This window comes from Nocardia sp. NPDC019395, assembly GCF_040632335.1.
Lineage (GTDB): Bacteria > Actinomycetota > Actinomycetes > Mycobacteriales > Mycobacteriaceae > Nocardia.
This window is the reverse complement of record NZ_JBEYBT010000002.1, coordinates 511,985-535,929: the sequence shown is the minus strand read 5'-3', so window position 1 is coordinate 535,929 and position 23,945 is coordinate 511,985. Positions and strand designations below refer to the sequence as shown.

Below are 23,945 nucleotides of genomic sequence, written 5' to 3'. Positions count from 1 at the left end.
CTTCCCGGGTATTTTTCGCCGAGCGGGGGGCCACACGCTCTTAGATTAAATCGGGGCGCGGGCGGGGGTTGCCGCGGCGGGGCCCGCGGGCCCCCACCGCTGGAGGAAATTCGGGTTCGGCGGCGCTCACCCTGACAGCGCCAGGTGAGCGGCAGCCGAACACGGGGTGACGACTCAGGCCTCGGCCGGAGTCTCCGCGGGGGCTTCGGCCGGGGTCTCGGCGGCCGGGGCTTCCGCGGCGGGGGCCTCGGCGGCCGGCGCGGCCTGCGCCAGCAGTTCCTGCTCCCACTCCGGCAGCGGCTCGGCGGCGGCGGCTTCGGGCTTGTCGTCGCCGCCGGAACGGCCGGCCCGGGCCTGCACGCCCTCGGCCACCGCGGAGGCGACGACCTTGGTGAGCAGGGCGGCGGAACGGATCGCGTCGTCGTTACCCGGAATCGGGTAGTCGACGAGGTCGGGATCGCAGTTGGTATCCAGGATCGCGATGACCGGGATGTTCAGCTTACGAGCCTCGCCCACGGCGATGTGCTCTTTGTTGGTGTCGACGACCCAGATGGCCGAGGGCACCTTCGCCATATCACGGATACCGCCGAGGGTGCGGTCGAGTTTGTTCATCTCACGCGTGAGCATGAGGATTTCCTTCTTGGTGCGCCCCTCGAAACCACCGGTCTGCTCCATGGCCTCGAGTTCCTTGAGGCGCTGCAGACGCTTGTGCACGGTGGAGAAGTTGGTGAGCATGCCGCCCAGCCAGCGCTGGTTCACATAGGGCATACCGACCCGGGTGGCCTCCGCCGCGATGGACTCCTGGGCCTGCTTCTTGGTGCCGACGAACAGGACGGTACCGCCGTGGGCGACGGTCTCCTTGACGAATTCGTAGGCCTTATCGATGTAGGTCAGCGTCTGCTGCAGATCGATGATGTAGATGCCGTTGCGGTCGGTGAAGATGAACCGCTTCATCTTCGGGTTCCAGCGGCGGGTCTGGTGCCCGAAATGCGCGCCGCTGTCGAGCAGCTGCTTCATTGTTACGACAGCCATAGCTCTCGTATCTCTCTTTCGTTGCCGGTTGTCGCAGCGGGCCGGCGGCCTGCTGCCCTGGCACCACAGAACGTTCGGACCCGATCGTGGATCGGGACCAGCCGAGACGTTCCCTGTTCCGGAATTGCGCCGACGGCCGACGGCTCCGCGGGGAGCGCGAGGCGAGCAGCGCCGTGATGAACAAGCACGGTGGTGCGCGAAGTCGGTCGGTGCGAACACAGACCGCTCGGCCAGTTTACGGCGTGCGCTGCGAGAATCGGAAATCGGCCGGTCGCACGGCCGCGATCGGACGAAGTCGGCCGATCATATGAAATACAGACTGTTCACATGTGGCGGGTTATCCACAGGTACCGGAATTGGCGGTTCCGGCCGGAACACACCGCGGGCAGTCTGAGCGTATGACCTGTGACGAACCCGTGCACGAGCACCGGCCCACCACCGCCGAGCTCCCGCCCGCACCACGCAGCTGGCCATACATCGCCCACCGTGACACCCGGGGATCCCGATCCGGGCACGATACGAAGCCCTTGCCACCCTGGCCGCGAAGACCCACCGAACAGCCACCGCACCACTCGGAGGTCACGCGACGACGTAGCCCGATTCGGCATCGCTGCGGCAGCCCGGGCGCCGCGACCATTCAGCCCGGCATCGGCCGGCAGGCCGCCGGATGGCGCGCCGGCAGCCGTCACCGGGTCGACGCCGGCCATCGGCCGGCGGCGGAAACGCAGACGGCGGTCGTCGATCCGGGATCACGAGAAGCCGTAGCCGCACTTCCGGGGGAACGATCCCCGCGACCCAGCGATATCGAACGGCGCGCCCGGCGATACGAACGACGGATGGCACACGTCACCCTACGAGCCGCACCTGACCACGTCGCGTCCCTCGTGCGCGGTTCCTCCGGGGTCCAGCAGACGAACCCCGGGCACACCCCTCGATACCCCACGGTGCGTCCGGCCGTGACTCCCCTTCCGACCCCCGCTCCGCACCGGATCGCACCCGGCCGCAGGTTCCGGCGCTCGCCGGTATGGAATCCGATCCGGCGCCCGGCACCGGAAGACCGGGCCGGCACTCCGCACCGGCTGATCCGATGCCGCGCCATGGCCGGGCCGGTGGATGCGTCCGACCGCGCGACGCGAGATCCCGCCCCGCGGCGGCACGGCACCACTACCTTCCGATCCACGCGACCCCAATCGCCGGAAACGCCCGCCGGCGCGACGAACCTCTGGGGGCGGCACAGGGGCGGGCCGAACCGGACAAACAGGCCCCCGAACAGGGCGAATAATCGGATAGTGCTGGGCCTGGATCTCTCCCGCCGCCGATATCGGCATCGGCCGACAGGGTCCCCACGGCGCTGGGGCGTACTGGTCGCCGCCGCGTTTACGACGGTGTTCGTCGTCTTTCCGCTGGGTTCGGGAACCACGGCCGCCGCCCATTCCCGCGAGTCGGCCACGACAGCCCACTCACGCACCGGCACCGGCCCGGACGGCCGGAACCCGATCGTCGCGGCGGCGCCCGGCACAGTCCCGCACGCCGCGGCATACAGCGCGTCCTTCCGTCTGTCGCCGTCCGCTACACCGGTTGGTGCCGGTGGGCAGAACACCGGCGTCGGATCCGCCGTCCGAAGGTCTCCCGGCCCGCACGGCGACGCAGCTCGACAACCCATTCCTCGGGTCCGGATGGTTCGGTCCGGGCCGGCCGCCATCGTCTCGCCGGGCGATCCGCTCGCCACACCGAGCTGGGTTGCCGGATGTGGGCCGGGTTCCGCTTCGGACTCCGGGACGAAACGTGGGCCGAAATCGGCGCCCGATTCGGGATCCGCACCCGGGTCGGGTTCTGCGATCGGGTCGGCATGCCGGGCGGTTCCGCTGCTGGGTGAGTTGCTGCGCACACTGATCCGGCTCACACCGCGGATAGTTCCACCGCCCTGCCCGTGCCCGCATGGCCGGGAGTAGAAGCACCGCGGCCGGGTCGGGCGTACGGAGGGGGTATGCCCGGCCCGCGGCGGTGTGGGTCCCGGGGCTGTTGATTCTGCTGATGGTGCTGGTATCCGGCGGCACATCCGCGGCAGCTCCCGACGGGCCGTTCGGGTGGCCCCTGCGGCCCCGGCCGTCGGTCGAAAAGCCCTTCGACCCGCCGGAACAGGATTGGTTGCCCGGCCACCGCGGCGTCGATCTCGCCGGCGCTCCGGGACAACCGGTCTACGCCGCCGGACCCGGCACGGTGGTCTTCGCCGGGGAAGTGGCCGGGAAACCGGTTATCTCGATCCGCCACGAGGGGGATCTGCGAACGACGTATGAACCGGTGGAGGCCGAGGTCACGGTGGGGAGTCGGGTGAGCAGCGGTACCCAGATCGGAGTTCTCCGGCCCGGGCACGGCGGCTGCGCGGCGGCTTGCCTGCATTGGGGCGTACGCCGCGAGAGCACGAGCCGGGCGAAACGGGAGTATCTGGACCCGCTGGGCCTGCTGCGCCTGGCTCCGATCCGCCTGAAGCCGGCACTCCGTGACAGCACCTGACGCCACCGGCGAACCCACGGCGCCACTGCTCAGAGGAAGGCGGTGAGAGTTTCGGCTTCACCACGGAGCTCAGCAACACAGTCGCCCCGGCCCGCCGTCTCGTCTCACCGCGGATGCGGAGCTACGCAAACCACCCACGGCCGGAACGAATGCAGAGGTACGCAAAGCGCGCACGGCCGGAGCGAATGCGGAGGTACGCCTAGGCCGCGGCCGGCGTGGCCACCACGAACCCGAGGGTGATGGCGGCGGTCACCACGACCGCCACGGTCACCCATCGGACTGTCGCGGACCCGGTCCCGCCGGCACCGTGATGGAGACGGAGGTTGCGCCGGTAGCCCAGCCCGGCCACAACCAGCAGAACCAGGCCTGCGATACCGGGGGTCAGGGTGGCGGCCTCCCAACCGGCCTCCAGTACGGAGCGCAGCAGCAGCAGGGCGACGGCTACGGCGCCCAGGCAGGTGCGGCGCCAGGACAGCGCTGTCCGTTCCGCCGCCAGACGGATCTCGGTGGGATCGGGCACGGTCACGGTCTCAATGCAGCAGCACCGCCACGCAGGCGAGGACCGCCACGAACGCGGTCCCGGCGGACAGGATCGGAACGAGCACCGTGCCCGGCAGCGGCCGGCCCGCATCCATCGCGGCCCGAATCCGCCACCAGTGCAGGTAGGCACCTATCGCCACCACCAGCGACAGGGCCAGACAGCTGACGGCCAGCGCCGCACGGAAATCCGTTTGCCAATGCTCCACCACCACGGTGTGCACCGCGACCCCGCCCGCCAGCAATCCCAGTGCTGTCCGGATCCACGACAGGAAGGTGCGTTCGTTGGCAAGGGTGAACCGATAGTCGATGGGCGCCGCCGCGTTTTCGGCGACCTCACCGCCCGCCGGTTCGCGGGCATCCCCTCGAGAGGGGGTCATCGGGCATTCGTGCTGCGCATGGTCTGCACGTTCACCTCCCGATCCACTGATCGACCCAGCCGGCCGGTATCCGCTGGACAGCGTAAACGCCGCGCTGCTACGCGTCCACGCACACGCGCCGTCACCAGCACGACCGGCCCGGTGGCCCGCCGTAACGGGTGGCATAAGCGCGGCGGCCTCCGTCCGGTCCCGGGCCGCGTCGCCCCCCAACCGCGGCTGCGCCGCACCGCGGGTCCGGGCTTTTCCGCCGGACCGACCTCACGCACGCGGATGGGCCTGGTCGTGGGCCTTCCGGAGACGGTCGATGGAGACGTGGGTGTAGAGCTGGGTGGTGGCGAGGCTGGCGTGGCCCAGCAGTTCCTGCACCACACGCAGGTCGGCGCCGCCCTCCAGCAGGTGGGTGGCCGCAGTATGCCGGAGTCCGTGCGGGCCCATATCCGCCGTACCCGGGACCGCGCTCACCGCGTCGTGCACAACGGTCCTTGCCTGTCGCTGATCGAGGCGCCGGCCGCGGCGGCCCACCAGCAGGGCACGGCCGGATTCGGGGGTGGCCAGCATGGGCCGGCCGTACTGCAGCCACTGGTGCACCGCGTCGTCGGCGGGTCCGCCGAACGGGGCGGATCTTTCGCGGTTGCCCTTGCCCAGTACCCGCACAACCCGGCGTTCTCGGTCCACATCGTCGATATCGAGCCCGCACAATTCGCTGACCCGGATCCCGGTCGCGTAGAGCAACTCGATGATCAACCTGTCCCGCAGCGCCATCGGCTGCTGCTGCGCCGCACCCGATTCCACCGCCGACATCACCCGGCCGGCCTGCTCCTGCCCCAGCACCGCTGGGAGGCTGCGATGAGCCTTCGGCGCCGCGAGCCGCAGCCCCGGATCCATTCGGAGCCGACCGGTGTGGGTGAGCCACGCGGTGAAGGTGCGGGCGGCGGAGGCCCGCCGGGCCAGACTCGTGCGAGCCGCCCCCTTTTCCGCGTGCACCGCCAGCCATGAGCGCAGTGTTATCAGGTCCAGTTCGCGCAACGAGGCATCGGCTGCCTCACCGACAAAATGCCGCAGCAGCGAGCGGGTATCGCCGAGATAGGCACGGACAGTATGGGTCGAGCGATTGCGGCCGAGTTCCAGGTATCGCCGGTACTCGGCCAGCAGCGCTTCCAGGTCCTCGGGTAGTTCCTCCACTACTCAACCGTCGTCCGCCGGTCAGCGCTCTGCAAGTCCACGCGCCGGAACGTCTGCCGTCCACCCCGTCACCACATTCTTCCTGTGCCATCACCCACGGCTTTGAACCGAGGCGCATACTGCGCCCAGGCGAACCACCTCCGCCATGCACTGGAACCGCAGTAGTACGCCGGACCGGCGCGGCCTTTCTCGTACCGGACCAGGGCAACTGGGCCCACCGGGCAACCGGGCAACCGGGCAACCGACAGCATCGGACGCCTGTTGCAGCTGTCACCGCCGGCACGCGGATGATCCGAATCCGGGCGCCTCACCGGCCTGCCGTCACCCGGCACCTGGGACCGCCCCGGCGCCACACCCCCGCCCTCCCCGATCTGTCGACACCGCTCCGTGGACCGGCCGATACCAGCCGGAGCCGCCGGAACCGGCCAACCCGGCCAGGTCCAGGGCGGCCAGCGCGGCGCGGACCTCCGCCACGGCGAGCCCGGTGGCTGTGCACAACTCGTGCGGCCAGCACCCTCCGGTATCGGGCAGCGCGGCGTAGACGCATGCCTGCGTATCGGTGAGTTGTTCCGCGGCCGCCGCTTCCGGGGTGCCGGTCAGGGGCAGGTGCAACGGCGCGGCGTCGGTCAGGATGTCGTCGACACAGCTGACCAGCAGCGCTTCGCCGTCGCGGATCATCCGGTGGCATCCGGCGGAGGCCGCCGAATCCACCGAGCCGGGAACAGCCAGTGCCGGGCGGCCCATCCGACGGGCCCATTTCACGGTATTGCGCGCTCCGCTGCGTATCCCGGCCTCGACGACGAGTACACCGTCGGCCAGGGCCGCGATAAGCCGGTTCCGGGCCAGGAAATGATGCTTACGGGCGACGGTGCCGGGCGGGTACTCACTGACCACCAGACCCGTATCGGCGATCCGAGCGAGCAGTCGATCGTGCTGGGCGGGGTAGGGCCGATCGACGCCACAGGCCAGGACCGCTATCGTGGCGCCACCGACCGCGAGAGCCGCGCGGTGGGCCATACCGTCGATTCCGAAAGCAGCGCCGGAGACGACCGTCCAGCCGCGAGCGGCGAGTTCCCCGGCCAGCTCGCCCGCGGCCCGATCCCCGTATCCGGTGCTGCATCGGGCACCGACCACCGCCAGCGCCCGTTCGGTCAGGTCGGCCAGGTTGCGGTGACCACGCACCCAGAACACCAGCGGGACCCCACCGTCCGGATCACGCCCGGGTTCCAGCTGCGATAGGCCCAGCATCCGCCAGGCCGGCCATTCCGGATCTTCCGGCGTCACCAGCCGGCCACCGAGCGCATCGATCGTCTCCAGATCTCGCACCGCCATGTCCTGGCTACGACGTTGTGCTGTCGGTGCGCGCAGTACATCCGGTAGTTCCCGCTCCCGCACTGCGCGGGCCGCCTCCAGTATCCCGACCGAATCGATCAGCGCGGTGAGGGCCGGGCACGGCCCGAGCACCACCCGGGACAGGTAGGCCCAGGCGAGCCGTCGTTCCTCGGGCTTCCCGGCGGCCCCCTGCGCCCCGGCCGGTCCGAGGGCACCGGGCTTCACTGGGTCCCTCGCTGCCGGAAGTTGAGCGCCTGCATGACATCGTGGGCGCCGGGCCGGTCACCGCCTCGCAGATCGCAGACCGTCCAGGCGACCCGTAGTGCGCGGTCGGCTCCCCGCGCCGATATCCGCCCCAGCCGCAACGCCGCCTCCACCGGTGCCCTCGCCTCATCGGGTAGCGGAAATTGCCGCCGCAGGACATGTCCGGGCACTTCGCCGTTGGTCCGCCAGCCGTATTCGTGCCACCGAGCCGCGGCGGCAGCCCGGGCGGCCGTGACCCGCGCGCGGACCGTCGCGCTGTCCTCGGATTCCCCGGCCGCCAGGCCGGCGGTCGACATCGGGTGCATCTGCAACCAGATGTCGATACGGTCCATCAACGGGCCCGATAGTTTGCCGAGGTATCGGCGCCTGGCCAGCGGGGCACAGATACAGTCCACGTCGCGGGCGGGAGCGCAGGGGCACGGGTTCGCGGCCAGGATGAGCTGGAAGCGGGCCGGGAACCGGGCGACTCCGTCGCGGCGGGCGATTCGGACCTCCCCCTCCTCGAGCGGGGTGCGCATCGCCTCGAGTACCTTGGCGCCGATCTCGGCGCATTCGTCGAGGAACAGCACTCCCCGATGGGCACGGCTGACGGCGCCGGGCCGTGCCGAACCCGATCCGCCGCCGACCATGGCACTCACCGAGGTCGAATGATGGGGCGCGACGAACGGGGGTGTGGTGATCAACGGCTGTTCGTCGGACAGGGTGCCGGCGACCGAATGGATAGCGGTGACCTCCAGCGCCTCGTTCTCCGACAGCGGCGGCAGCACACCGGGTAGCCGCTGCGCGAGCATAGTTTTCCCGATACCGGGCGAGCCGGTCAGCAGCAGGTGGTGCCCGCCGGCCGCGGCGACCTCGAGCGCCCACCGGGCCTCGTGCTGGCCCGAGACATCGCGCAGATCCCCGACCGGGGGCGCTTGTTGCGGTAGGAGGGCCCCCGATTCGGCGAGTTCCCGTTCGCCACGCAGCCAGTCGAGAGTCGCGCGCAGGGTCGGCGCACCGAGGACCCGGATGCCCGCGACCAGACCGGCTTCGGATAGCGCTTCCTCCGGGACGACCGCGGTTTTCCGGCCCGCCCGCCGCGCCGCCAGCACGGCCGGCAGGATCCCCCGCACCCGCCGCAGCCGGCCGTCCAGCGCAAGTTCACCCAGCAGCACCGTCCCGGCGAGCCGGCTGGAGGGCACGATATCGGCAGCGTCCAGTACTGCCACGGCCAGTGCGAGATCGTAAGTCGACCCCACCTTCGGCAAAGTGGCCGGCGAGAGCGCCAGGATCACCCGCCCGTCGGGCCATTTCTCACCGGTATTGGCGACCGCCGCCCGCACCCGATCCCGTGATTCCTGCAGCGAGGTATCGGGCAGGCCGACCAGGTGCACCGACGGCAGCCCCTGCCCGATATCGGCCTCGATCTCCACCACTTGTCCGTCGATGCCGCGCACCGCGATCGAGCAGGCCCGCCCGAGCGCCATCAGAACACCGCCTCGAGGTGCTCGATCACGGGTTCACCGGTCCGTGACAGCAGGACCGAGACCACATCGAACCGGATGCGTTGCCACGGTCCGTCCTGTTCGGTGAGCCAGAGCAGCGCGAGCCGCCGGATACGCCGCCGCTTGTCATAGGTGACGGCCTCGGCCGGTATCCCGAAGCCGAGACCCGATCTGGTTTTCACCTCGACGAATGCCGTGATGCCCCCGTCCCGGACGATCAGATCCAGCTCACCGTACCGGCAGCGCCAGTTGCGGCAGACGATCTCCATTCCGGCGGCCTGCAGATACTGCGCCGCCAGTTCCTCCCCTTGTGCGCCGAGCGCCGTGTTGTGTGCCACCCGCCCAGCATCGGTCGCGCACCAGGGTCCTATCGCGCCCCGAACTGCGGAAACAGTCGCCCTGTGGACAACCGGACCCTGTGGACAACCGGTATGCGTCAGCAGGTCGGACCCTTACCGCACGCATCAGCCACCGGCCCGGTAGCGGATCGAACGAGTACCGAACGTCACCCCGGCCGCCCCGCGATGCCGGGTGGAGAGGCCCGCCGGAATCCCCTCGACCACGTGCCCGAAGACCGGACAGCGACCAGCGGGCACCCGGAGTACGGATCACTCCGGTAGGCGCAGGTCCGGCTTCTCCAGCTCTTCGATATTGACATCCTTGAACGTGATCACCCGGACATGTTTCACGAATCGCGCCGGCCGGTACATATCCCAGACCCACGCGTCGCTCATCCGGACTTCGAAGTACACCTCGCCGTCGGCGTTCTGCGGGCGGAGCTCCACAGAGTTGGCCAGATAGAAACGGCGCTCGGTTTCCACCACGTACGAGAACTGTCCGACGATGTCCTTGTACTCCCGGTACAGCGAGAGCTCCATCTCGGTTTCGTATTTCTCGAGGTCCTCGGCACTCATCGGGTGGAACGTCCTCCTTCTCGCCGACTTGCGTGTGTTCTCATCATCGCTCATGCCGCCGGCGCATGTCACCGTGGGCCGGTCAGCCGGTGGCCGCGATACCGGCGGCGGACTCGGTCAGGCGGCCCCGCCGGATCCGGCGGTCACTTCGGCGAGTATTTCACCGGCCGGTGTCACCGGAACCTCACAGTCCCGCACATTGCGCCACGACCTGCGATGTTCCGAGCACGGGCCGAGACGGCGCAGCGCTTCGGTATGCCGGGTGGTGTTGTAGCCCTTGTGTTCGGCGAACCCGTATCCGGGCAGGCGCCGGTCGAGGTCGACCATCATCCGGTCCCGGGTGACCTTGGCCAGCACACTGGCCGCCGCGATACAGGCCGCGGTCGCGTCGCCGCCGATCACCGGCAGCGACGGCACCGGCAGGCCGGGCACCCGGAAGCCGTCGGTGAGCACATAGCCCGGCGGCCGGCCGAGGCCCGCGACGGCTCGCCGCATCCCTTGGATATTCGCCACGTGAATACCGATGGCGTCGATCTCCGCGGCCGGGATGACCACCACCGACCAGGCCACCGCCAGCCGGGTGATCACCGGGTAGAGCGCCTCACGCGTCGCCTCGGTGAGCTTTTTCGAATCGTCGAGCCCGGCCAGCGCATCGTGCGACCGTGACCCGAGTATGCAGGCGGAGACGACGAGGGGTCCCGCGCTGGGACCACGGCCCGCCTCGTCCACCCCGGCGACCGGGCCGAGCCCGCAGCGGTGCAGCACTGATTCCAGCGTGCGCAAACCGCCCGCCCGGCGCATCACCACCCGGGGTGGCCAACTCTGTTCCCGTACCGGTTTCATGCGTACGTTCGTACCCAACTCGATCCGCCCCGACTCAATTCTCCTGCGGATTCACTCCCTCGATGGGACCGATCCGACCCGGCGGCCAGATCTTGAACAGGGCCTTGCCGCGGACATTGTCGATCGGCACGGTGCCCTGGAATTCGTCTCCGACGTGTGCGCGGGAGTCCGCGGATTCGTTGCGGTTGTCGCCCATCACCCACAGGTTGCCCTCGGGGACCGTCACCGGGCCGAAAACCCGGCCCACCGGGTAGGCGGCGTTCGGCTGACCGGGTGTCCACGGATAGTCGTCCTCGACGTAGGGCTCGTCGAGCGGTTTCCCGTCGACCATCACCCGCCCCTGCTCGTCACAGCATTCCACCGTCTGGCCGCCGACCGCGATAACCCTTTTCACCAGGTCGTTCTCGTCCGGTGGCACCAGGCCGAAGAACGAGAAGAAGTTCTGGACGCCGCGAACGACCGTATTCTCCGAGCGGATCGAGCGGTAGTGCCCGTTCCAGGAGGGTGCGCCGACGAAAACCACGACATCGCCGGGCTCCGGCTCGCTCCAGTAGTAGCTCACCTTCTGCACGTAGATCCGGTCACCGGCACAGCCGGCGCAGCCGTGCAGGGTCGGTTCCATGGACTGCGAGGGGATGAAATAGGGCCGGCCTACGAAAGTCACCATGAGGGCGGCGATAACCGCCGCTATCACCAGCAGGATGGGAAGTTCCTGCCAGAAAGGCCGCTGCTTCTTCGCTTTGACGGCCCGCCGCGCCCGACGCCTGCGCGGTTGCCCGTCCGCGGAATCCGACCCCGACACCGACCAACTCTCGTCTGCCACGCGAACAGCGTAGCCCGGCACCGCAGTGGATACGCGGCACCGGGCTACTTATGCCGTTCGTCGAGGTCACCGGCGCGCAGCGTGGCACGCGGGTGTCGGCGATCAGCGGCAGGTCAGCGCTTTTCTTTGATCTTGGCGGCCTTACCGCGCAGCTCCCGCAGGTAGTACAGCTTGGCGCGCCGGACGTCGCCGCGGGTCACCACATCGATGTGATCGATGGTGGGGCTGTGCACCGGGAAGGTGCGCTCCACACCGACACCGAACGACACCTTGCGCACGGTGAAGGTTTCGCGGATACCGCCGCCCTGGCGCCGGATGACGACGCCTTTGAAGAGCTGGATACGTTCCTTGGAGCCCTCGATGACCTTCACATGCACATTCAGGGTGTCGCCCGGACGGAAGTCGGGGACATCGCTGCGCAGCGAGCTCTCGTCGACGAAATCAAGGGTGTTCATGATCATCCTTCTGATGGTCGCGCGAACAGAGGAACCTGGCGGCGCGGACGCTCGACCGGTTCGTGCTCCGAATGTGGGATGCGCCGGGTGCGAATACGCCCAGGGCAACCCGTGCATTGTGCCAGATCAGGGATCACTTCCGGAAACCGGCCCCGGCCGGTCCGGGGCGTCGTCCGGTTCGGCGGCACCATCGGGTGGCCACAGGTGCAGATCCTGTAGCACCGGATGATGCCGGTACGGGGCGGGTGGCGCCGGGACCACCCGGCGCGAGAGTTCCACCTCGGCCGCCGACCGCACATGGTCGACATCCGGTTTCCCGGCGATCAGATCCTGGACGAAGATCTTGGCCCGGATCACCGGGCGCCGGTAGCGGCGTTCGCGCACGATCGCGCGATACATCAGCCGGCGGCGCCCACCGTAGCGCCAGCGCGCCCACGGCGCACCGGGCCGGCTCAGCCGCAGCGCGCCGACCACCAGGAACGGCAGGAAGAACATACCGAAGAGTCCGGTCCAGATCTTGCCCTTGGCGATGACCACGGCGGCCAGCGCCAGATTCACCAGCGCGAACCCGACGACCAGTGCCCGCGCCCACGCACTCGGATCGTGCCGCAGGCCGTTGATCTCGAGCAGCCACAGCGGATGCAGCCCCAGCAGCAACAGCCCGGTGACCGCGAGCGCGACGAACACCGCGTCCACGGAGGTGCGGCCCTGCTTCTCCCAGTACACATCGCGCAGGTAGTAGAGCAGCGCGAATTCGTCGAGGACCAGTGCCGCGCCGACCCCGAAAGACGCGGCCAGCCCGGCCGCGACGGCCAGGTTGCCGTCGTCGGACGTAGCGATCAACCCGATTCCGGAGATCAGGACCAGGACCACCCCGAAAACCATGTGGTGGATGTGCACACCACCGGATTTCAGGTTGCCCGGCCACCAGCGGACCCGGGCCCGGATCAGCCGGACACTGACCCGGATCACCAGGAATCCGATGATGAAACCGATCAGGAAGCACAGGAGCGGAAGCCGACCGGCGGCGATCACATCTTCGGACAGCCACTCCCGCATCTCGGCCCCCGCACGTATCGCGCTCGGCTACTTACCGAAACCCGCGCGCCGCAGCGCATCGGCCATGGCGCCGTTCGCCGGTGCGTTATCGCGCCGATTGCGCCCCTGACCGCCACCGCGACCACCGGCATTCCCCTGACCGCCGCCGTTACGCTGACCGCCGCCACCGCGACCGCCACCCTGGCCGCCGCCGTTGCCCTGGCCACCGTTGCCCTGGGCGCCGCGGTTCTTCGCGCCCCGGCCCTGACCGCCGCGCTCGGATCCGCCGGCGCGGGAGGCACCGTCTCGACCGCCGGCACCGCGTCCGCGGTCTCCCGGGCCCTGACCGCGTTCCGGTTTACCGGCGCCGGGTTCGTCGTCCAGCCGCAGTGACAATCCGATGCGCTGCCGCGCGATATCGACCTCGAGGACCTTCACCTTGACCACGTCACCGGATTTGACGATCTCGCGGGGATCGCGGACGAAATTCTTCGACATCGCCGATACGTGCACCAGACCGTCCTGGTGCACACCCACATCGACGAAAGCCCCGAACGCGGCGACATTGGTGACAACGCCCTCGAGCACCATCCCGGGCGACAGATCGCCGACCTTTTCGATACCGGCGGCGAATTCGGCGGTTTTGAATTCCGGCCGCGGATCCCGGCCGGGTTTTTCCAGTTCGCCGATGATATCGGTGACCGTCGGCACACCGAAGGTCTCATCGGTGAAATCGGCCGGGCGCAGACCACGCAGCACCACACCGTTGCCGATGATCTCGGCGATCCCGCTCCCTGTCGATTCGAGGATCCGGTGCACCACCGGATAGGCCTCGGGGTGCACGGACGAGGTGTCGAGCGGATTGTCGCCACCGCGGATACGCAGGAAGCCGGCGCACTGTTCGAAAGCCTTGGGTCCCAGTCGCGGTACGTCCAGCAGCGCGGTCCGGCTCGGGAAGGGGCCGTTGCTGTCACGGTGCGCGACAATACTTTCCGCGACCGAACCGCTGATCCCGGAAACCCGCGACAGCAGCGGAACCGACGCCGTGTTCACATCGACACCGACCGCGTTCACGGCGTCCTCGACCACCGCGCCCAGGGACCGGGCGAGCAGCGTTTCGGAGATATCGTGCTGGTACTGCCCCACTCCGATGGATTTCGGTTCGATCTTGACCAGTTCGGCCAGCGGATCCTGCAGCCGGCGGGCGATGGAGACCGCGCCACGCAGCGAGACATCCATTTCCGGCAGCTCCTGTGAGGCATAGGCCGATGCCGAATACACCGAGGCGCCCGCCTCCGACACCACGATCTTGGTGGGCTTGTTCTCCGGGATCCGCTCGATCAATTGCGCGGCGAGAGCGTCGGTTTCCCGGGAGGCCGTGCCGTTACCGATGGCGATGAGTTCGACACCGAACCGCTCGACCAGAGCGCCGAGGACGGCCAGTGATTTCTCGGTCTGGTTCTGTGGTTTGTGCGGATAGATGACCTCGGTGGCGACGGCCTTGCCGGTGCCGTCCACCACGGCGACCTTCACCCCGGTCCGATAGCCGGGATCCAGGCCCATGGTGGCACGGGTACCGGCCGGTGCGGCCAGCAGCAGATCGCGCAGGTTGGCGGCGAAAACATCGACCGCGTCGCGTTCGGCGGCCTGCCGCAACCGCATCCGCGTATCGATACCCAGGCTGACCTGAAGTTTCGTCCGCCACGCCCAGCGCACGGTTTCGAGGAGCCAGCCGTCGGCCGGGCGGCCCTGATCGGCGATCGAGAACTGCTGCGCGATCCGCGCTTCGTACACGCTGCGCTCGCCCGGCGCGAGTTCGGAATCCGCGGGTTCGGGGTCGAGATGCAGGGTGAGCACCTCTTCCTTCTCGCCCCGCAACAGCGCCAGAATGCGGTGCGAGGGCAGGGCCGCGAATTCTTCGGCGAAGTCGAAGTAGTCGGCGAATTTCGCGCCGGCCTCTTCCTTCCCGGCGCGGACCGTGGCGGTGACCCGGCCCCGGCTCCACATCGTCTCCCGGAGCTCACCGACCAGATCGGCGTCCTCGGCGAACCGTTCGACCAGGATGGCCCGGGCACCGTCGAGCTGTTCGGCGGTATAGCCGGCCGGATCTGTGGCCGGATCGCCGAGCAGGGCGTCCGCGACGGGCTCGTGGCCCGCCTCGCGGGCGATCTGAGCCTTGGTGCGCCGCTTGGGTTTATAGGGCAGGTAGATATCCTCGAGGCGGGCCTTGGTCTCGGCCAGCAGCAGTTGCCGGTGCAGTGCGTCGTCGAGTTTGCCCTGGCTCCGGATGGATTCGATAACGGTGGCGCGGCGTTCGTCGAGTTCGCGCAGATAGTGCAGGCGCTCCTCGAGCGTGCGCAACTGCGCGTCGTCCAGACCGCCGGTGACCTCTTTGCGATAGCGCGCGATGAACGGCACAGTGGACCCGCCGTCGAGTAGTTCGACAGCAGCGGTGACCTGGTTCTCCCGCACCGCCAGTTCGTCGGCGATACGCCGGGTCACGGTGCCGTTGACGGCCGGGCCGATGCCGGTGTCTTCTGTCGAGTCGGTGGGGATCGTCTCGGGACTCGAGGTCTCTGGCGCTGTCGTCACCACCCGCACACTACCTTCGCCCGCTGACAGCCGAGCCTCACCCGGTCTGCCCGGTATCGAGCGCCGCCCGCGAGGCCGATGGTCTCAGCCGGCGGCCGCGCGTCGCCGGTCCCGGAGCAGGAACCGCTGGATCTTGCCGCTGGGAGTCTTGGGCAGGGCGGATACGAAGTGCACGCGCCGCGGGTAGGCGTGCGCGGCGAACTTCTTCTTCACCAGAGCCTGCAGTTGCTCTTCCAGCGCACTGTTCCCCGTGACACCGTCGCGCGGCACCACGAAGGCCTCCAATACTTCGCCGCGGATCTCGTCCGGCATCCCGACGACGGCGGCCTCGGCAACCTCCTCGTGCAGCACCAGCACGCTCTCCACCTCGAAGGGACCGATGCGGTAGCCGGCCATGATGATCACATCGTCGTCGCGGGCCGAGAAGTGGAAGAAGCCGTCGGAGTCGCGTGCCCCCGCATCACCCGTCAGATACCAGCGACCGTCGTCGGAATAGCGTTGCGCGGAGCGTTCGGGCTCGTCCTGATAGCCGAGAAACCACAGCAGGGCGCTGTGCTGGGTATCGACGGCGATCCGGCCGAGTTGCCCGGGCGGGGCCTCGATATCGGCATCATCGGCCAGTACGGTGCACTCCCAGCCCGGCAACGACCGGCCCATCGCCCCGTCCGGCGCGGTGGCATTCAGATCGTCGTGCCAGGCGTTGCAGATGACCATGCCGTGTTCGGTCTGCCCGTAGTGATCACGCACCGCGACACCGAGCGCATCGGCCGACCACGCGACCACCTCAGGTGTCAGCGGTTCGCCCGCCGAGGAGGCGCGGCGCAACCGGACCGGTTGCCCCGGCGGTCCCGCTCGCAGCGCCCGGTAGACCGTGGGGGCCGCGGCGAAGTTGGTGACCCCGAACCGTCGCAGTACCTGCCAGGTCAGTTCCGGCGAGAAGCCCGCGTGCAACAGCAGACTCCTGGTGCCCGAGGCGAGAGGTCCGAGGATCGCGTAGTACAGGCCGTAGGCCCAGCCGGGGTCCGCGGCGTTCCAGAAGACGTCCTCGGGACGTACGTCCAGCGCGAACTCCTGGTAGGCGTGGAAGGACGCGAGCGCACGAACCGGAATCGGTACCCCCTTCGGAGAACCGGTGGTGCCGCTGGTGAACAACTGGACCAGCAGGCCGTCCCCGCCGACCGCGGCCGGGGGAACGCCGGCCCCCGAAATGGGGAGATCGGCCAACCGCACGGTCCCCGCGATATCGGCGTCGCCGGTGACGACAGTCCGCCAGGGCGGGTCCGCGGGAATATCCCCTCCCGGCGCCAGCTTTCCGGCCTGGTCCGGGTCGGCGATCACGGCCACCGCGGCACTGGCGCGCAGCCGGAAGGCGATCGCCGGTGGGGCGAACGCCGTGAACAACGGGACATGCACGGCGCCGAGCCGCCAGATACCCAGCAGGGCGACCACCAGGTCGGTGGATTTCGTCATCAGTGTGGCCACCCGATCGCCCGGCCCCACGCCGAGCCCGGCCAGGGCGGCGGCGAAACGCTCGGAGCGCGCACGCAGCTCGCCGTAGGTCAGATCCACGGCCGACAGATCGCCTTCTACGACGGTGAACGCGACGGATTCCGCCGGATGCCGGTCACAGAGCAGCTCGGCCGCGCAGACGTCGGGGCGGTCGTAGGAGTCCAGCAATTCGCGCACGCGTGCGTTCGGATCGGCACCCATCTCTTGTATCCCCTCGGTCATCGGTCCGGTACTGCAATAGGATGTGGGTCACAGTTGTCCGGCACTACCCCCGAAAAGGGGTGAAGCTCCATGACTGCTCCACCCGCTCTACTACGCCCCCGCGACCGGGACGCGCTGCGCGCCGAGATCCGCCGACTGGCGGACAACACCGGCGTGCCGGTGCTCTTCGGCGGGGAGGTACAGGCCGATACGCTGCTGCTCAGCGAATTCCGCGGTGTCCGCACCGACGGGTTGCGCGGCTTGACGGTGCGACGTGCCTCCGGTCTGGGAGGCCAGGTCATCGATTCACGGCGGCCGGCGTCGGTCGCCGACTACCGCAGCGCGCTGTCGATCACCCATCACTACGACGGCCCGGTCCTGGGTGAAGGGATCCGTTCGGTACTGGCAGTACCCGTGGTCGTGGACAACCGGTCGCGCGCGGTGCTGTACGCGGCCTCTCGCGGACGTGACCCGATCGCGGGCCGTACCGCCGATGCGCTGGTGCGGGCCGGGCGCCGGCTGGCTTCGGAGATCACGATCCGCGACGAGGTCGATCGGCGGCTGCGGTTACTGGAGACCGCCGCACCGCCCGCCCCCTCCGGTGCACTCGCCGAGGAAGTGCGCGCCGTGCAGGCCGAGCTCCGCGCACTCGCGGAGACCTCCGATGACCAGCAGCTACGCGAGGCACTCTGCGCGGCCGGCGACAAACTGACCCGGGCCCTGTCCGGCCCACCCGCACCGGAGGCGCCCCAACTGTCCCGCCGGGAACTCGATGTTCTGCTGCAGGTCGCCCTCGGATGCACCAACCAGGCTGCCGCGCAACGACTTTCCATCGGACCCGAAACCGTCAAAAGCTACCTGCGCAGTGCGATGTGCAAGCTCGATGCCGGTTCCCGGCACGAGGCCGTGGTCGCGGCCCGCCGGCTCGGCTTGATCCCCTGACACGTTCGCCGCATGCCGATATCGCGAACGGCCGGGCTGTCCCCGGACTGCCGGACCGAGACACCGGCCCGGCTCCACTTCGATCCGCTCGGTGCCCGGGCGAACCGGTCCGGCCGGTTCAGTCGGTTCCGGACAGCAGATCCGGACGGCGATCGCGCGTGCGGATCAACGATTGTTCCCGGCGCCAGGCCGCGATCTTGGCATGATCACCCGATAACAGGATCGGCGGGACCTCGAGGTCCCGCCACATCACCGGGCGGGTGTAACTGGGACCTTCCAGTAGGCCGTCGGAGAACGAATCCTGCTCATGCGACTGCTGATTGCCGAGCACCCCCGGAATCAATCGGACCACCGCTTCGGTCATCACGAGCACCGCGGCCTCGCCACCGATCAGTACATAGTCGCCGATACTGACCTCTTCGACCCGGACCCGGCGCGCCGCGTCGTCGAATACCCGCTGGTCGATCCCCTCGTACCGGCCGCAGGCGAAGACCAGATGCCGTTCGGCCGCCCAGCGCGCGGCCGTCGCCTGCGTGAAAGGCACGCCCGCGGGCGTCGGGACGACCAGCAGGGCGTCGTCGGGGCAGACCTCGTCGAGCGCGTCACCCCAGACGGCGGGTTTCATCACCATTCCGGGCCCGCCGCCGTACGGCGAATCGTCGACGGATTTGTGTACATCGTGGGTCCAGCGACGTAGATCGTGGACGTCCACCGAGAGCAAGCCCTTATCGATGGCTTTGCCCAGTAGCGCGGTGCGCAGCGGCTCCAGATATTCCGGAAAGATGGTGACCACGTCGATATTCACGACGGCCGCCTCATTCGGGGTCCAGCAGGCCCTCGGGCGGGTCGATCACGATCAACCCGTCGGCGATCGACACCGTCGGCACGATCGCGGTGACGAACGGGATCAGGATCTCCCGGCCCCCTTCGGCCGCGCGGACCGACAACAGTTCACCGGCCGCGGAATGCAGCACCTCGGTAACGGTACCGACGTGGTCGCCGCCGGTCAGTTCCACACGGAGGCCTTCGAGTTCGTGGTCGTAGAACTCGTCGGGATCCTCCGCGGACCCGAGATCGGCGCTGTCCACCAGGAACAGGGTCCCGCGCAGCGCGTCCGCCGCACCGCGATCGGTGATACCGGCCAACTGCACCAGGAGCCGGCCCGAATGTTCCCGGGCCGACTCCACGGTGAAGTCACGAACCTCTTTCGAACGCGCGGCCCGCCCCCGCAGGGACGCGCCCGGCGCGAAACGCGCCTCCGGTTCGTCGGTGCGTACCTCGACGACCAGCTCGCCGCGCACACCGTGCGATCTGGCGACCCGGCCGACTACGAGTTCCATCTACTGATCGGTATCGACCACGTCGACCCGGATACCCCGCCCGCCGATACCGGCGACGAGGGTGCGCAACGCGGTCGCGGTGCGGCCACCCCGGCCGATGACCTTGCCCAGGTCCTCGGGATGGACGTGCACCTCGACGGTGCGCCCGCGCCGGCCGGTGATCAGCTCGACGCGGACATCATCGGGATTGGCGACGATACCGCGGACCAGATGTTCCACGGCATCGGCGACGACGACGCTCATTACTCGGCAGCCTCGGCGGACTCGGTGGCCTCAGCCGATTCGGCTTCGCCTTCCTTGTCCTTCTTGGCCTTCTTCTTGGGGGTCACGGCCTCGGTGGTCGGCTCGTTATCGGCGGCGGCCAGCGCGGCATTGAACAGGTCCAGTTTGGACGGCTTGGGCTCGGCGACCTTCAGCGTGCCCTCGGTGCCCGGCAGGCCCTTGAACTTCTGCCAATCACCGGTGATCTCCAGCAGCCGCCGAACCGGCTCGGTCGGCTGCGCGCCGACGCCCAGCCAGTACTGCGCCCGCTCCGAGTTGATCTCGATCAGCGAGGGCTCTTCCTTGGGCTGGTATTTGCCGATGGACTCGATGGCCCGGCCGTCACGGCGGGTGCGGGCGTCCGCGACGACGACGCGGTACTGCGGGTTGCGGATCTTGCCCATACGGGTGAGTTTGATGCGAACAGCCATCTGCTGATCTGCCTTTCATTGTGGTCACGGCGCAATTCAGCGACTCACGCGGTTCGCGAGCCCGGTTTTGCGAATGAAGTGTGTGACCGCCGCGCGGTACGTAACCGGAGACGGGCTGACACTGTCCGGAAGGACGGTCGATCATTCTGCCAGACGCAGGTCCGGTCGCAGAAATCGCGTCCCGCGCCGCGCGGGCACAACGGTGCGACGGTGACAGAGGCGCCGACCCGAGGGCGATATATGCCGTTGGCTGGTGGCCCGTGGACCAGGTGCGTAGTGTCCGCTGCGTCGCGCCGATCGCGCGCGGCGGCAACGAATGGGAGTACGGACACCGTGTCGTTTCTGAACAGAGCCCTCGCCGCGGCGGCAGCGGGGGTGATAGCACTGGTGCCGGTGGCCGTGCCCGCACTCGCGCAACAATCGCCACCACCCGGAACCGAGTACGCACCGACCATGCTGGTGCTGGACGCATCCGGGTCGATGCTGGCCGCCGACCCCAGCGGCGGCACCAAAATGGACGCCGCCAAGAACGCCGTCCGCAGCTTCGTCACCGCCGCACCCGACGCCGCGAAGGTCGGACTCACCGCCTACGGCACCGGCACCGGCAACACCGACGCCGAGAAAACCGCGGGCTGCCAGGACGTGAAAATCCTGCACCCCGCCGGCACCATCGACAAACCCGCACTCACCACCGCGACCGACCGGATCGCGCCCCGCGGCTACACCCCGATCGGCACCTCCCTGCGCACCGCGGCCGCCGCACTGCCCCAGGAAGGCCCGCGCTCGATCGTGCTGGTCTCCGACGGCCTCGACACCTGCGCCCCACCCGACCCCTGCGAGGTCGCCCGCGAACTCAGCGCCCAGGGCAACGAGATCGTCGTGCACGCCATCGGCTTCGGCGTCGACGACCCCTCCCGCGCGCAGCTGACCTGCATCGCGCAGACCACCGGCGGCACCTACACCGACGCCGCCGACGGTAAAACCCTCGAACAGGTACTGCCCCGCGTCAGCGCCGCCGCCCTGCGCACCTACGCCGCGACCGGCACCCCGATCACCGGGACACCCGAGTACCGCGACGCACCGGTGGCCACCCCCGGGCAGTATCTGGACGTCCTGGGCCGGAAGACATCGCGGTACTACGCCGTGGATGTCCCCGAGGGTGCGACCGCGTATTTCACCGGTACGGTCTCGTTCCCGCGGCACGGCGATTCCCTCAGCTCGAACGACCGGCTCGATCTCCGGGTCTACGGCGCCGACGGCCAGGATTGCCATACCGAGGAGAAGGAACTTGCCACCCGGACGGGCGATGGGGTCGCGTTGACGGTCAGCAGTATCTGGAAGGGCGCGGCGAAACCCGCGTCCGGCACCACGGATACCGATGAATGCCAGGGTGGCGGCCGCTACTATTTCGCGCTGGAATGGGGCGTGGCCTCGGATAACGCACCGGCGCAACTGCCGGTGGAGCTGTCCGTGGGAGTGGAGCCGGCGGTCACCGATCCCGGCCCCGCGGCCGGGCCGCCGGTGGAGTTCACCGCGCCCGAGGGCTCGACCGCACCGGTCGTCGGTGGCGGATCGTTCAATATCGCCGCGGAGCTGCCCGGATCCGGCCGCTTCACCGATACCGTGCAGCGGGGCGAGTTCGTCTTCTACCGGGTGAAGCTGGATTGGGGTCAGGGCCTGGCCTACCGGGTGCGCTTCGCCGAGACGCCGGATCGGGGCAGCGAATACACCTCGAATATCGCGACCACGCTCTACAACCCGTACCGTGCGGAACTCGACTCCGACACCATGGCCTACACCGGCATCGAACAGACGCTGCCGTCCCATGATCCGGCCATCACGACCGCGCCGATCCGGTACCTCAACCGAGAATCCGCCGACCCCCAGGTTGCCGGTCAAGCTGTGGCGGGCTCGTACTACATCGCGGTCAAACTGAGCCCGACGGACAAGGTGGCGCCGGTGCCCATCGAGCTGGAAGTCGATATCACCGGCGAACCCGAACCCGGTCCGCAGTACACGGGCGATACGAGTGACGGCACCTTCGGCGAGAATTCGAAGCCGGCGACCTCCGGCGATCCGGCCGCACAGGCCGACACAGGCTCAGAGGGCGTATCCCCACTGGTCTGGGTCGCCATCGCGGGTGCCTCGGTGGTCGCCCTGGCGGCCTTCGTCACCGCACTGCTGCTGGCTCGCCGCAGGCACTGAGAAGCCGACGCCGCCCGGCCCTGTCACAGGGTGGGCGGCGTCGCACCGACGACTTCCGGACTACTTATCCGGGAATTTGAACTTGGAGAGATCGAAGTTCTCCAGGCCCGGCGGCAGCTGATCGAGCCCGGGCGGCATATTCGACAGGTCGGGCATACCGCCGCCCGCGCCGCCGGGCATACCGGGCATCCCCGGGAAGCCGCCGCGCATCTTCGGCTGGGTGGGCCCGCGACCGCCCTTCTTGCCCTTCTTACCCTTCTTGTTCTTGTTGCGGCGGTTGCCGCCGGGCATCCCCATCTGCCGGCCCATCGCGCTCATCATCTTCCGGGCCTCGAAGAAGCGGTCGACCAGCTGGTTGACATCGGTGACCTGGACGCCGGACCCGTTGGCGATACGCAGGCGCCGGGAGGCATTGATGATCTTCGGGTTGTCCCGCTCCGCGGGGGTCATACCGCGGATGATGGCCTGGACCCGGTCGAGTTGTTTATCGTCGACCTGGGCGAGGGCGTCCTTCATCTGGCCGGCACCCGGCAGCATCCCCAGCAGATTGCCGATGGGGCCCAATTTGCGGATGGCCAGCATCTGGTCGAGGAAATCCTCGAGCGTGAGGTCACCGCTGCCGATCTTACGGGCGGCCGCCTCGGCCTGCTCCGCGTCGTAGACCTGTTCGGCCTGCTCGATGAGGGTGAGCACATCGCCCATCCCGAGGATGCGGCTGGCCATCCGGTCGGGGTGGAAGACATCGAAATCCTCGAGCTTCTCGCCGGTGGAGGCGAACATGATCGGCGATCCGGTCACATTGCGCACGCTCAGCGCCGCGCCACCGCGGGCGTCGCCGTCGAGTTTGGTGAGCACCACACCGGTGAATCCGACACCGTCACGGAACGCTTCGGCGGTGGACACCGCGTCCTGGCCGATCATCGCGTCGAGAACGAACAGGGTCTCGTCGGGATTCACCGCGTCACGGATACCGGCCGCCTGCGCCATCAGCTCGGCGTCGATACCGAGGCGACCGGCGGTATCGACGATCACCACGTCGTACTGTTTGGCGCGCGCCTCGGCGACACCGGAATCGGCCACCGCGACCGGGTCGGCCGCGGTGATCCCGAGCGCGTTGTCGCCGCCGCCGATCGAGGTACCGGGATGCGGTGCGAACACCGGCACACCGGCGCGTTCACCCACCACCTGCAGCTGGGTCACGGCCCCGGGCCGCTGCAGATCGCAGGCCACCAGCAGCGGCTGATGCCCCTGATCGCGCAACCATTTGGCGAGCTTTCCGGCCAGCGTGGTCTTACCGGAGCCCTGCAGGCCGGCGAGCATGATCACCGTCGGCGGTGTCTTGGCCAGGGTGAGGCGCCTGGTCTCACCGCCGAGGATCCCGACGAGTTCCTCGTTGACGATCTTGACGACCTGCTGGGCCGGGTTGAGCGCCGCGGAGACCTCCGCGCCCTTGGCACGCTCCTTGATCCGGGAGATGAAACCGCGGACCACGGGCAGCGCGACATCGGCCTCCAGCAGCGCCAGGCGGATCTCCCGGCAGGTGGCATCGATATCGGCCGGCGACAGGCGTCCCTTACCGCGAAGATCCTTCAGGGCACCGGTCAACCGGTCGGATAGGGATTCGAACACCTGGCGCGCTCCTGATCTCGAGTGACGTCACTGAGTC

At 68.8% G+C, this 23,945-nt stretch carries 22 protein-coding genes; 3 read left to right on the top strand and 19 right to left on the bottom strand.

What is annotated here, in order from left to right:
- Positions 1–174 precede the first annotated feature (174 nt).
- Positions 175–1,032 carry a 30S ribosomal protein S2 gene (rpsB, locus tag ABZ827_RS11210; protein WP_357235881.1) on the bottom strand — a complete coding sequence of 286 codons (858 nt, stop codon included), beginning with the start codon at positions 1,030–1,032 and terminating at the stop codon, positions 175–177.
- 2,034 nt (positions 1,033–3,066) lie between these two features.
- On the opposite strand from rpsB, the gene ABZ827_RS11205 reads away from it, so the two are divergent.
- A complete protein-coding gene (locus ABZ827_RS11205; RefSeq protein WP_357235947.1) occupies positions 3,067–3,546 on the top strand; it encodes a M23 family metallopeptidase in 480 nt (159 codons plus the stop codon).
- Positions 3,547–3,745: 199 nt separating this feature from the next.
- On the opposite strand, the gene ABZ827_RS11200 is transcribed toward ABZ827_RS11205, so the two are convergent.
- The 13 genes from ABZ827_RS11200 to ABZ827_RS11140 form a co-directional block, all read right to left on the bottom strand.
- A complete protein-coding gene (locus tag ABZ827_RS11200; protein ID WP_357235879.1) occupies positions 3,746–4,072 on the bottom strand; it encodes a DUF202 domain-containing protein in 327 nt (108 codons plus the stop codon).
- Positions 4,073–4,076: 4 nt separating this feature from the next.
- A complete protein-coding gene (locus ABZ827_RS11195) occupies positions 4,077–4,463 on the bottom strand; it encodes a DUF202 domain-containing protein (RefSeq protein WP_357235876.1) in 387 nt (128 codons plus the stop codon).
- 258 nt (positions 4,464–4,721) lie between these two features.
- The gene (locus tag ABZ827_RS11190) at positions 4,722–5,645 is read right to left on the bottom strand and encodes a tyrosine recombinase XerC (RefSeq protein ID WP_357235874.1); all 924 of its coding nucleotides are present in this window, start codon (positions 5,643–5,645) and stop codon (positions 4,722–4,724) included.
- A gap of 321 nt (positions 5,646–5,966) precedes the next feature.
- Entirely contained in the window at positions 5,967–7,202 is a 1,236-nt protein-coding gene (gene dprA, locus ABZ827_RS11185) for a DNA-processing protein DprA (RefSeq protein WP_357235872.1), read from the bottom strand.
- Positions 7,199–8,707, bottom strand: coding sequence for a YifB family Mg chelatase-like AAA ATPase (locus tag ABZ827_RS11180; protein WP_357235869.1), 1,509 nt, complete (start codon positions 8,705–8,707; stop codon positions 7,199–7,201). The genes dprA and ABZ827_RS11180 overlap by 4 nt, the downstream gene beginning before the upstream one ends.
- Positions 8,707–9,063, bottom strand: a complete 357-nt coding sequence (locus ABZ827_RS11175) for a YraN family protein (RefSeq protein WP_357235867.1) — start codon at positions 9,061–9,063, stop codon at positions 8,707–8,709. Before ABZ827_RS11175 ends, ABZ827_RS11180 begins: the two co-directional genes overlap by 1 nt.
- A 270-nt stretch (positions 9,064–9,333) precedes the next feature.
- On the bottom strand, positions 9,334–9,639 hold the full coding sequence (locus tag ABZ827_RS11170; RefSeq protein WP_011210678.1) for a DUF2469 domain-containing protein: 306 nt from the start codon (positions 9,637–9,639) through the stop codon (positions 9,334–9,336).
- 117 nt (positions 9,640–9,756) lie between these two features.
- Entirely contained in the window at positions 9,757–10,482 is a 726-nt protein-coding gene (locus tag ABZ827_RS11165) for a ribonuclease HII (protein WP_357235864.1), read from the bottom strand.
- Positions 10,483–10,516: 34 nt separating this feature from the next.
- Positions 10,517–11,284 carry a signal peptidase I gene (gene lepB / locus ABZ827_RS11160; RefSeq protein ID WP_357235945.1) on the bottom strand — a complete coding sequence of 256 codons (768 nt, stop codon included), beginning with the start codon at positions 11,282–11,284 and terminating at the stop codon, positions 10,517–10,519.
- A 134-nt stretch (positions 11,285–11,418) separates the two neighbouring features.
- Positions 11,419–11,760 carry a 50S ribosomal protein L19 gene (gene rplS, locus ABZ827_RS11155; protein WP_357235862.1) on the bottom strand — a complete coding sequence of 114 codons (342 nt, stop codon included), beginning with the start codon at positions 11,758–11,760 and terminating at the stop codon, positions 11,419–11,421.
- A gap of 126 nt (positions 11,761–11,886) precedes the next feature.
- Positions 11,887–12,819, bottom strand: coding sequence for a hypothetical protein (locus ABZ827_RS11150; protein WP_357235860.1), 933 nt, complete (start codon positions 12,817–12,819; stop codon positions 11,887–11,889).
- Between the two features lie 27 nt (positions 12,820–12,846).
- Positions 12,847–15,300, bottom strand: coding sequence for a Tex family protein (locus tag ABZ827_RS11145; protein ID WP_357235944.1), 2,454 nt, complete (start codon positions 15,298–15,300; stop codon positions 12,847–12,849).
- Between the two features lie 174 nt (positions 15,301–15,474).
- Entirely contained in the window at positions 15,475–17,100 is a 1,626-nt protein-coding gene (locus ABZ827_RS11140; protein ID WP_357235942.1) for an AMP-binding protein, read from the bottom strand.
- Between the two features lie 90 nt (positions 17,101–17,190).
- Between ABZ827_RS11140 and ABZ827_RS11135 the strand changes: the two genes are divergently transcribed.
- Positions 17,191–18,042, top strand: coding sequence for a LuxR C-terminal-related transcriptional regulator (locus ABZ827_RS11135; RefSeq protein WP_357235858.1), 852 nt, complete (start codon positions 17,191–17,193; stop codon positions 18,040–18,042).
- A 118-nt stretch (positions 18,043–18,160) separates the two neighbouring features.
- Here ABZ827_RS11135 and trmD read toward each other — a convergent pair whose 3' ends face one another.
- The 4 genes from trmD to rpsP are packed head-to-tail and all read right to left on the bottom strand — an operon-like array spanning position 18,161 to position 20,074.
- Positions 18,161–18,847, bottom strand: coding sequence for a tRNA (guanosine(37)-N1)-methyltransferase TrmD (gene trmD / locus ABZ827_RS11130; RefSeq protein ID WP_357235856.1), 687 nt, complete (start codon positions 18,845–18,847; stop codon positions 18,161–18,163).
- A 10-nt stretch (positions 18,848–18,857) separates the two neighbouring features.
- Positions 18,858–19,382 (bottom strand): ribosome maturation factor RimM, encoded by a 525-nt coding sequence (gene rimM, locus ABZ827_RS11125; protein ID WP_357235853.1) that lies wholly within the window; start codon positions 19,380–19,382, stop codon positions 18,858–18,860.
- Entirely contained in the window at positions 19,383–19,625 is a 243-nt protein-coding gene (locus tag ABZ827_RS11120) for an RNA-binding protein (RefSeq protein WP_033241373.1), read from the bottom strand.
- Positions 19,625–20,074 carry a 30S ribosomal protein S16 gene (gene rpsP / locus ABZ827_RS11115; protein ID WP_357235849.1) on the bottom strand — a complete coding sequence of 150 codons (450 nt, stop codon included), beginning with the start codon at positions 20,072–20,074 and terminating at the stop codon, positions 19,625–19,627. The genes ABZ827_RS11120 and rpsP overlap by 1 nt, the downstream gene beginning before the upstream one ends.
- 333 nt (positions 20,075–20,407) lie before the next feature.
- Between rpsP and ABZ827_RS11110 the strand changes: the two genes are divergently transcribed.
- Positions 20,408–22,279, top strand: coding sequence for a VWA domain-containing protein (locus ABZ827_RS11110; RefSeq protein ID WP_357235846.1), 1,872 nt, complete (start codon positions 20,408–20,410; stop codon positions 22,277–22,279).
- A 60-nt stretch (positions 22,280–22,339) separates the two neighbouring features.
- On the opposite strand, the gene ffh is transcribed toward ABZ827_RS11110, so the two are convergent.
- Positions 22,340–23,908, bottom strand: coding sequence for a signal recognition particle protein (gene ffh, locus ABZ827_RS11105; protein ID WP_357235843.1), 1,569 nt, complete (start codon positions 23,906–23,908; stop codon positions 22,340–22,342).
- Positions 23,909–23,945 lie beyond the last annotated feature (37 nt).

Excerpts from the sequence above, each read along its gene's own strand:
- rplS (WP_357235862.1), bottom strand. The coding sequence starts at position 11,760 with ATGAACACCCTTGATTTCGTCGACGAGAGCTCGCTGCGCAGCGATGTC.
- ABZ827_RS11165 (WP_357235864.1), bottom strand. The coding sequence starts at position 10,482 with ATGAAACCGGTACGGGAACAGAGTTGGCCACCCCGGGTGGTGATGCGC.
- ABZ827_RS11195 (WP_357235876.1), bottom strand. The coding sequence starts at position 4,463 with ATGACCCCCTCTCGAGGGGATGCCCGCGAACCGGCGGGCGGTGAGGTC.
- ABZ827_RS11135 (WP_357235858.1), top strand. The coding sequence starts at position 17,191 with ATGACTGCTCCACCCGCTCTACTACGCCCCCGCGACCGGGACGCGCTG.
- ABZ827_RS11180 (WP_357235869.1), bottom strand. The coding sequence starts at position 8,707 with ATGGCGCTCGGGCGGGCCTGCTCGATCGCGGTGCGCGGCATCGACGGA.
- ABZ827_RS11205 (WP_357235947.1), top strand. The coding sequence starts at position 3,067 with ATGGTGCTGGTATCCGGCGGCACATCCGCGGCAGCTCCCGACGGGCCG.
- ABZ827_RS11140 (WP_357235942.1), bottom strand. The coding sequence starts at position 17,100 with ATGGGTGCCGATCCGAACGCACGCGTGCGCGAATTGCTGGACTCCTAC.
- ABZ827_RS11120 (WP_033241373.1), bottom strand. The coding sequence starts at position 19,625 with ATGAGCGTCGTCGTCGCCGATGCCGTGGAACATCTGGTCCGCGGTATC.
- ABZ827_RS11170 (WP_011210678.1), bottom strand. The coding sequence starts at position 9,639 with ATGAGTGCCGAGGACCTCGAGAAATACGAAACCGAGATGGAGCTCTCG.
- rpsP (WP_357235849.1), bottom strand. The coding sequence starts at position 20,074 with ATGGCTGTTCGCATCAAACTCACCCGTATGGGCAAGATCCGCAACCCG.
- rpsB (WP_357235881.1), bottom strand. The coding sequence starts at position 1,032 with ATGGCTGTCGTAACAATGAAGCAGCTGCTCGACAGCGGCGCGCATTTC.
- ABZ827_RS11150 (WP_357235860.1), bottom strand. The coding sequence starts at position 12,819 with ATGCGGGAGTGGCTGTCCGAAGATGTGATCGCCGCCGGTCGGCTTCCG.
- rimM (WP_357235853.1), bottom strand. The coding sequence starts at position 19,382 with ATGGAACTCGTAGTCGGCCGGGTCGCCAGATCGCACGGTGTGCGCGGC.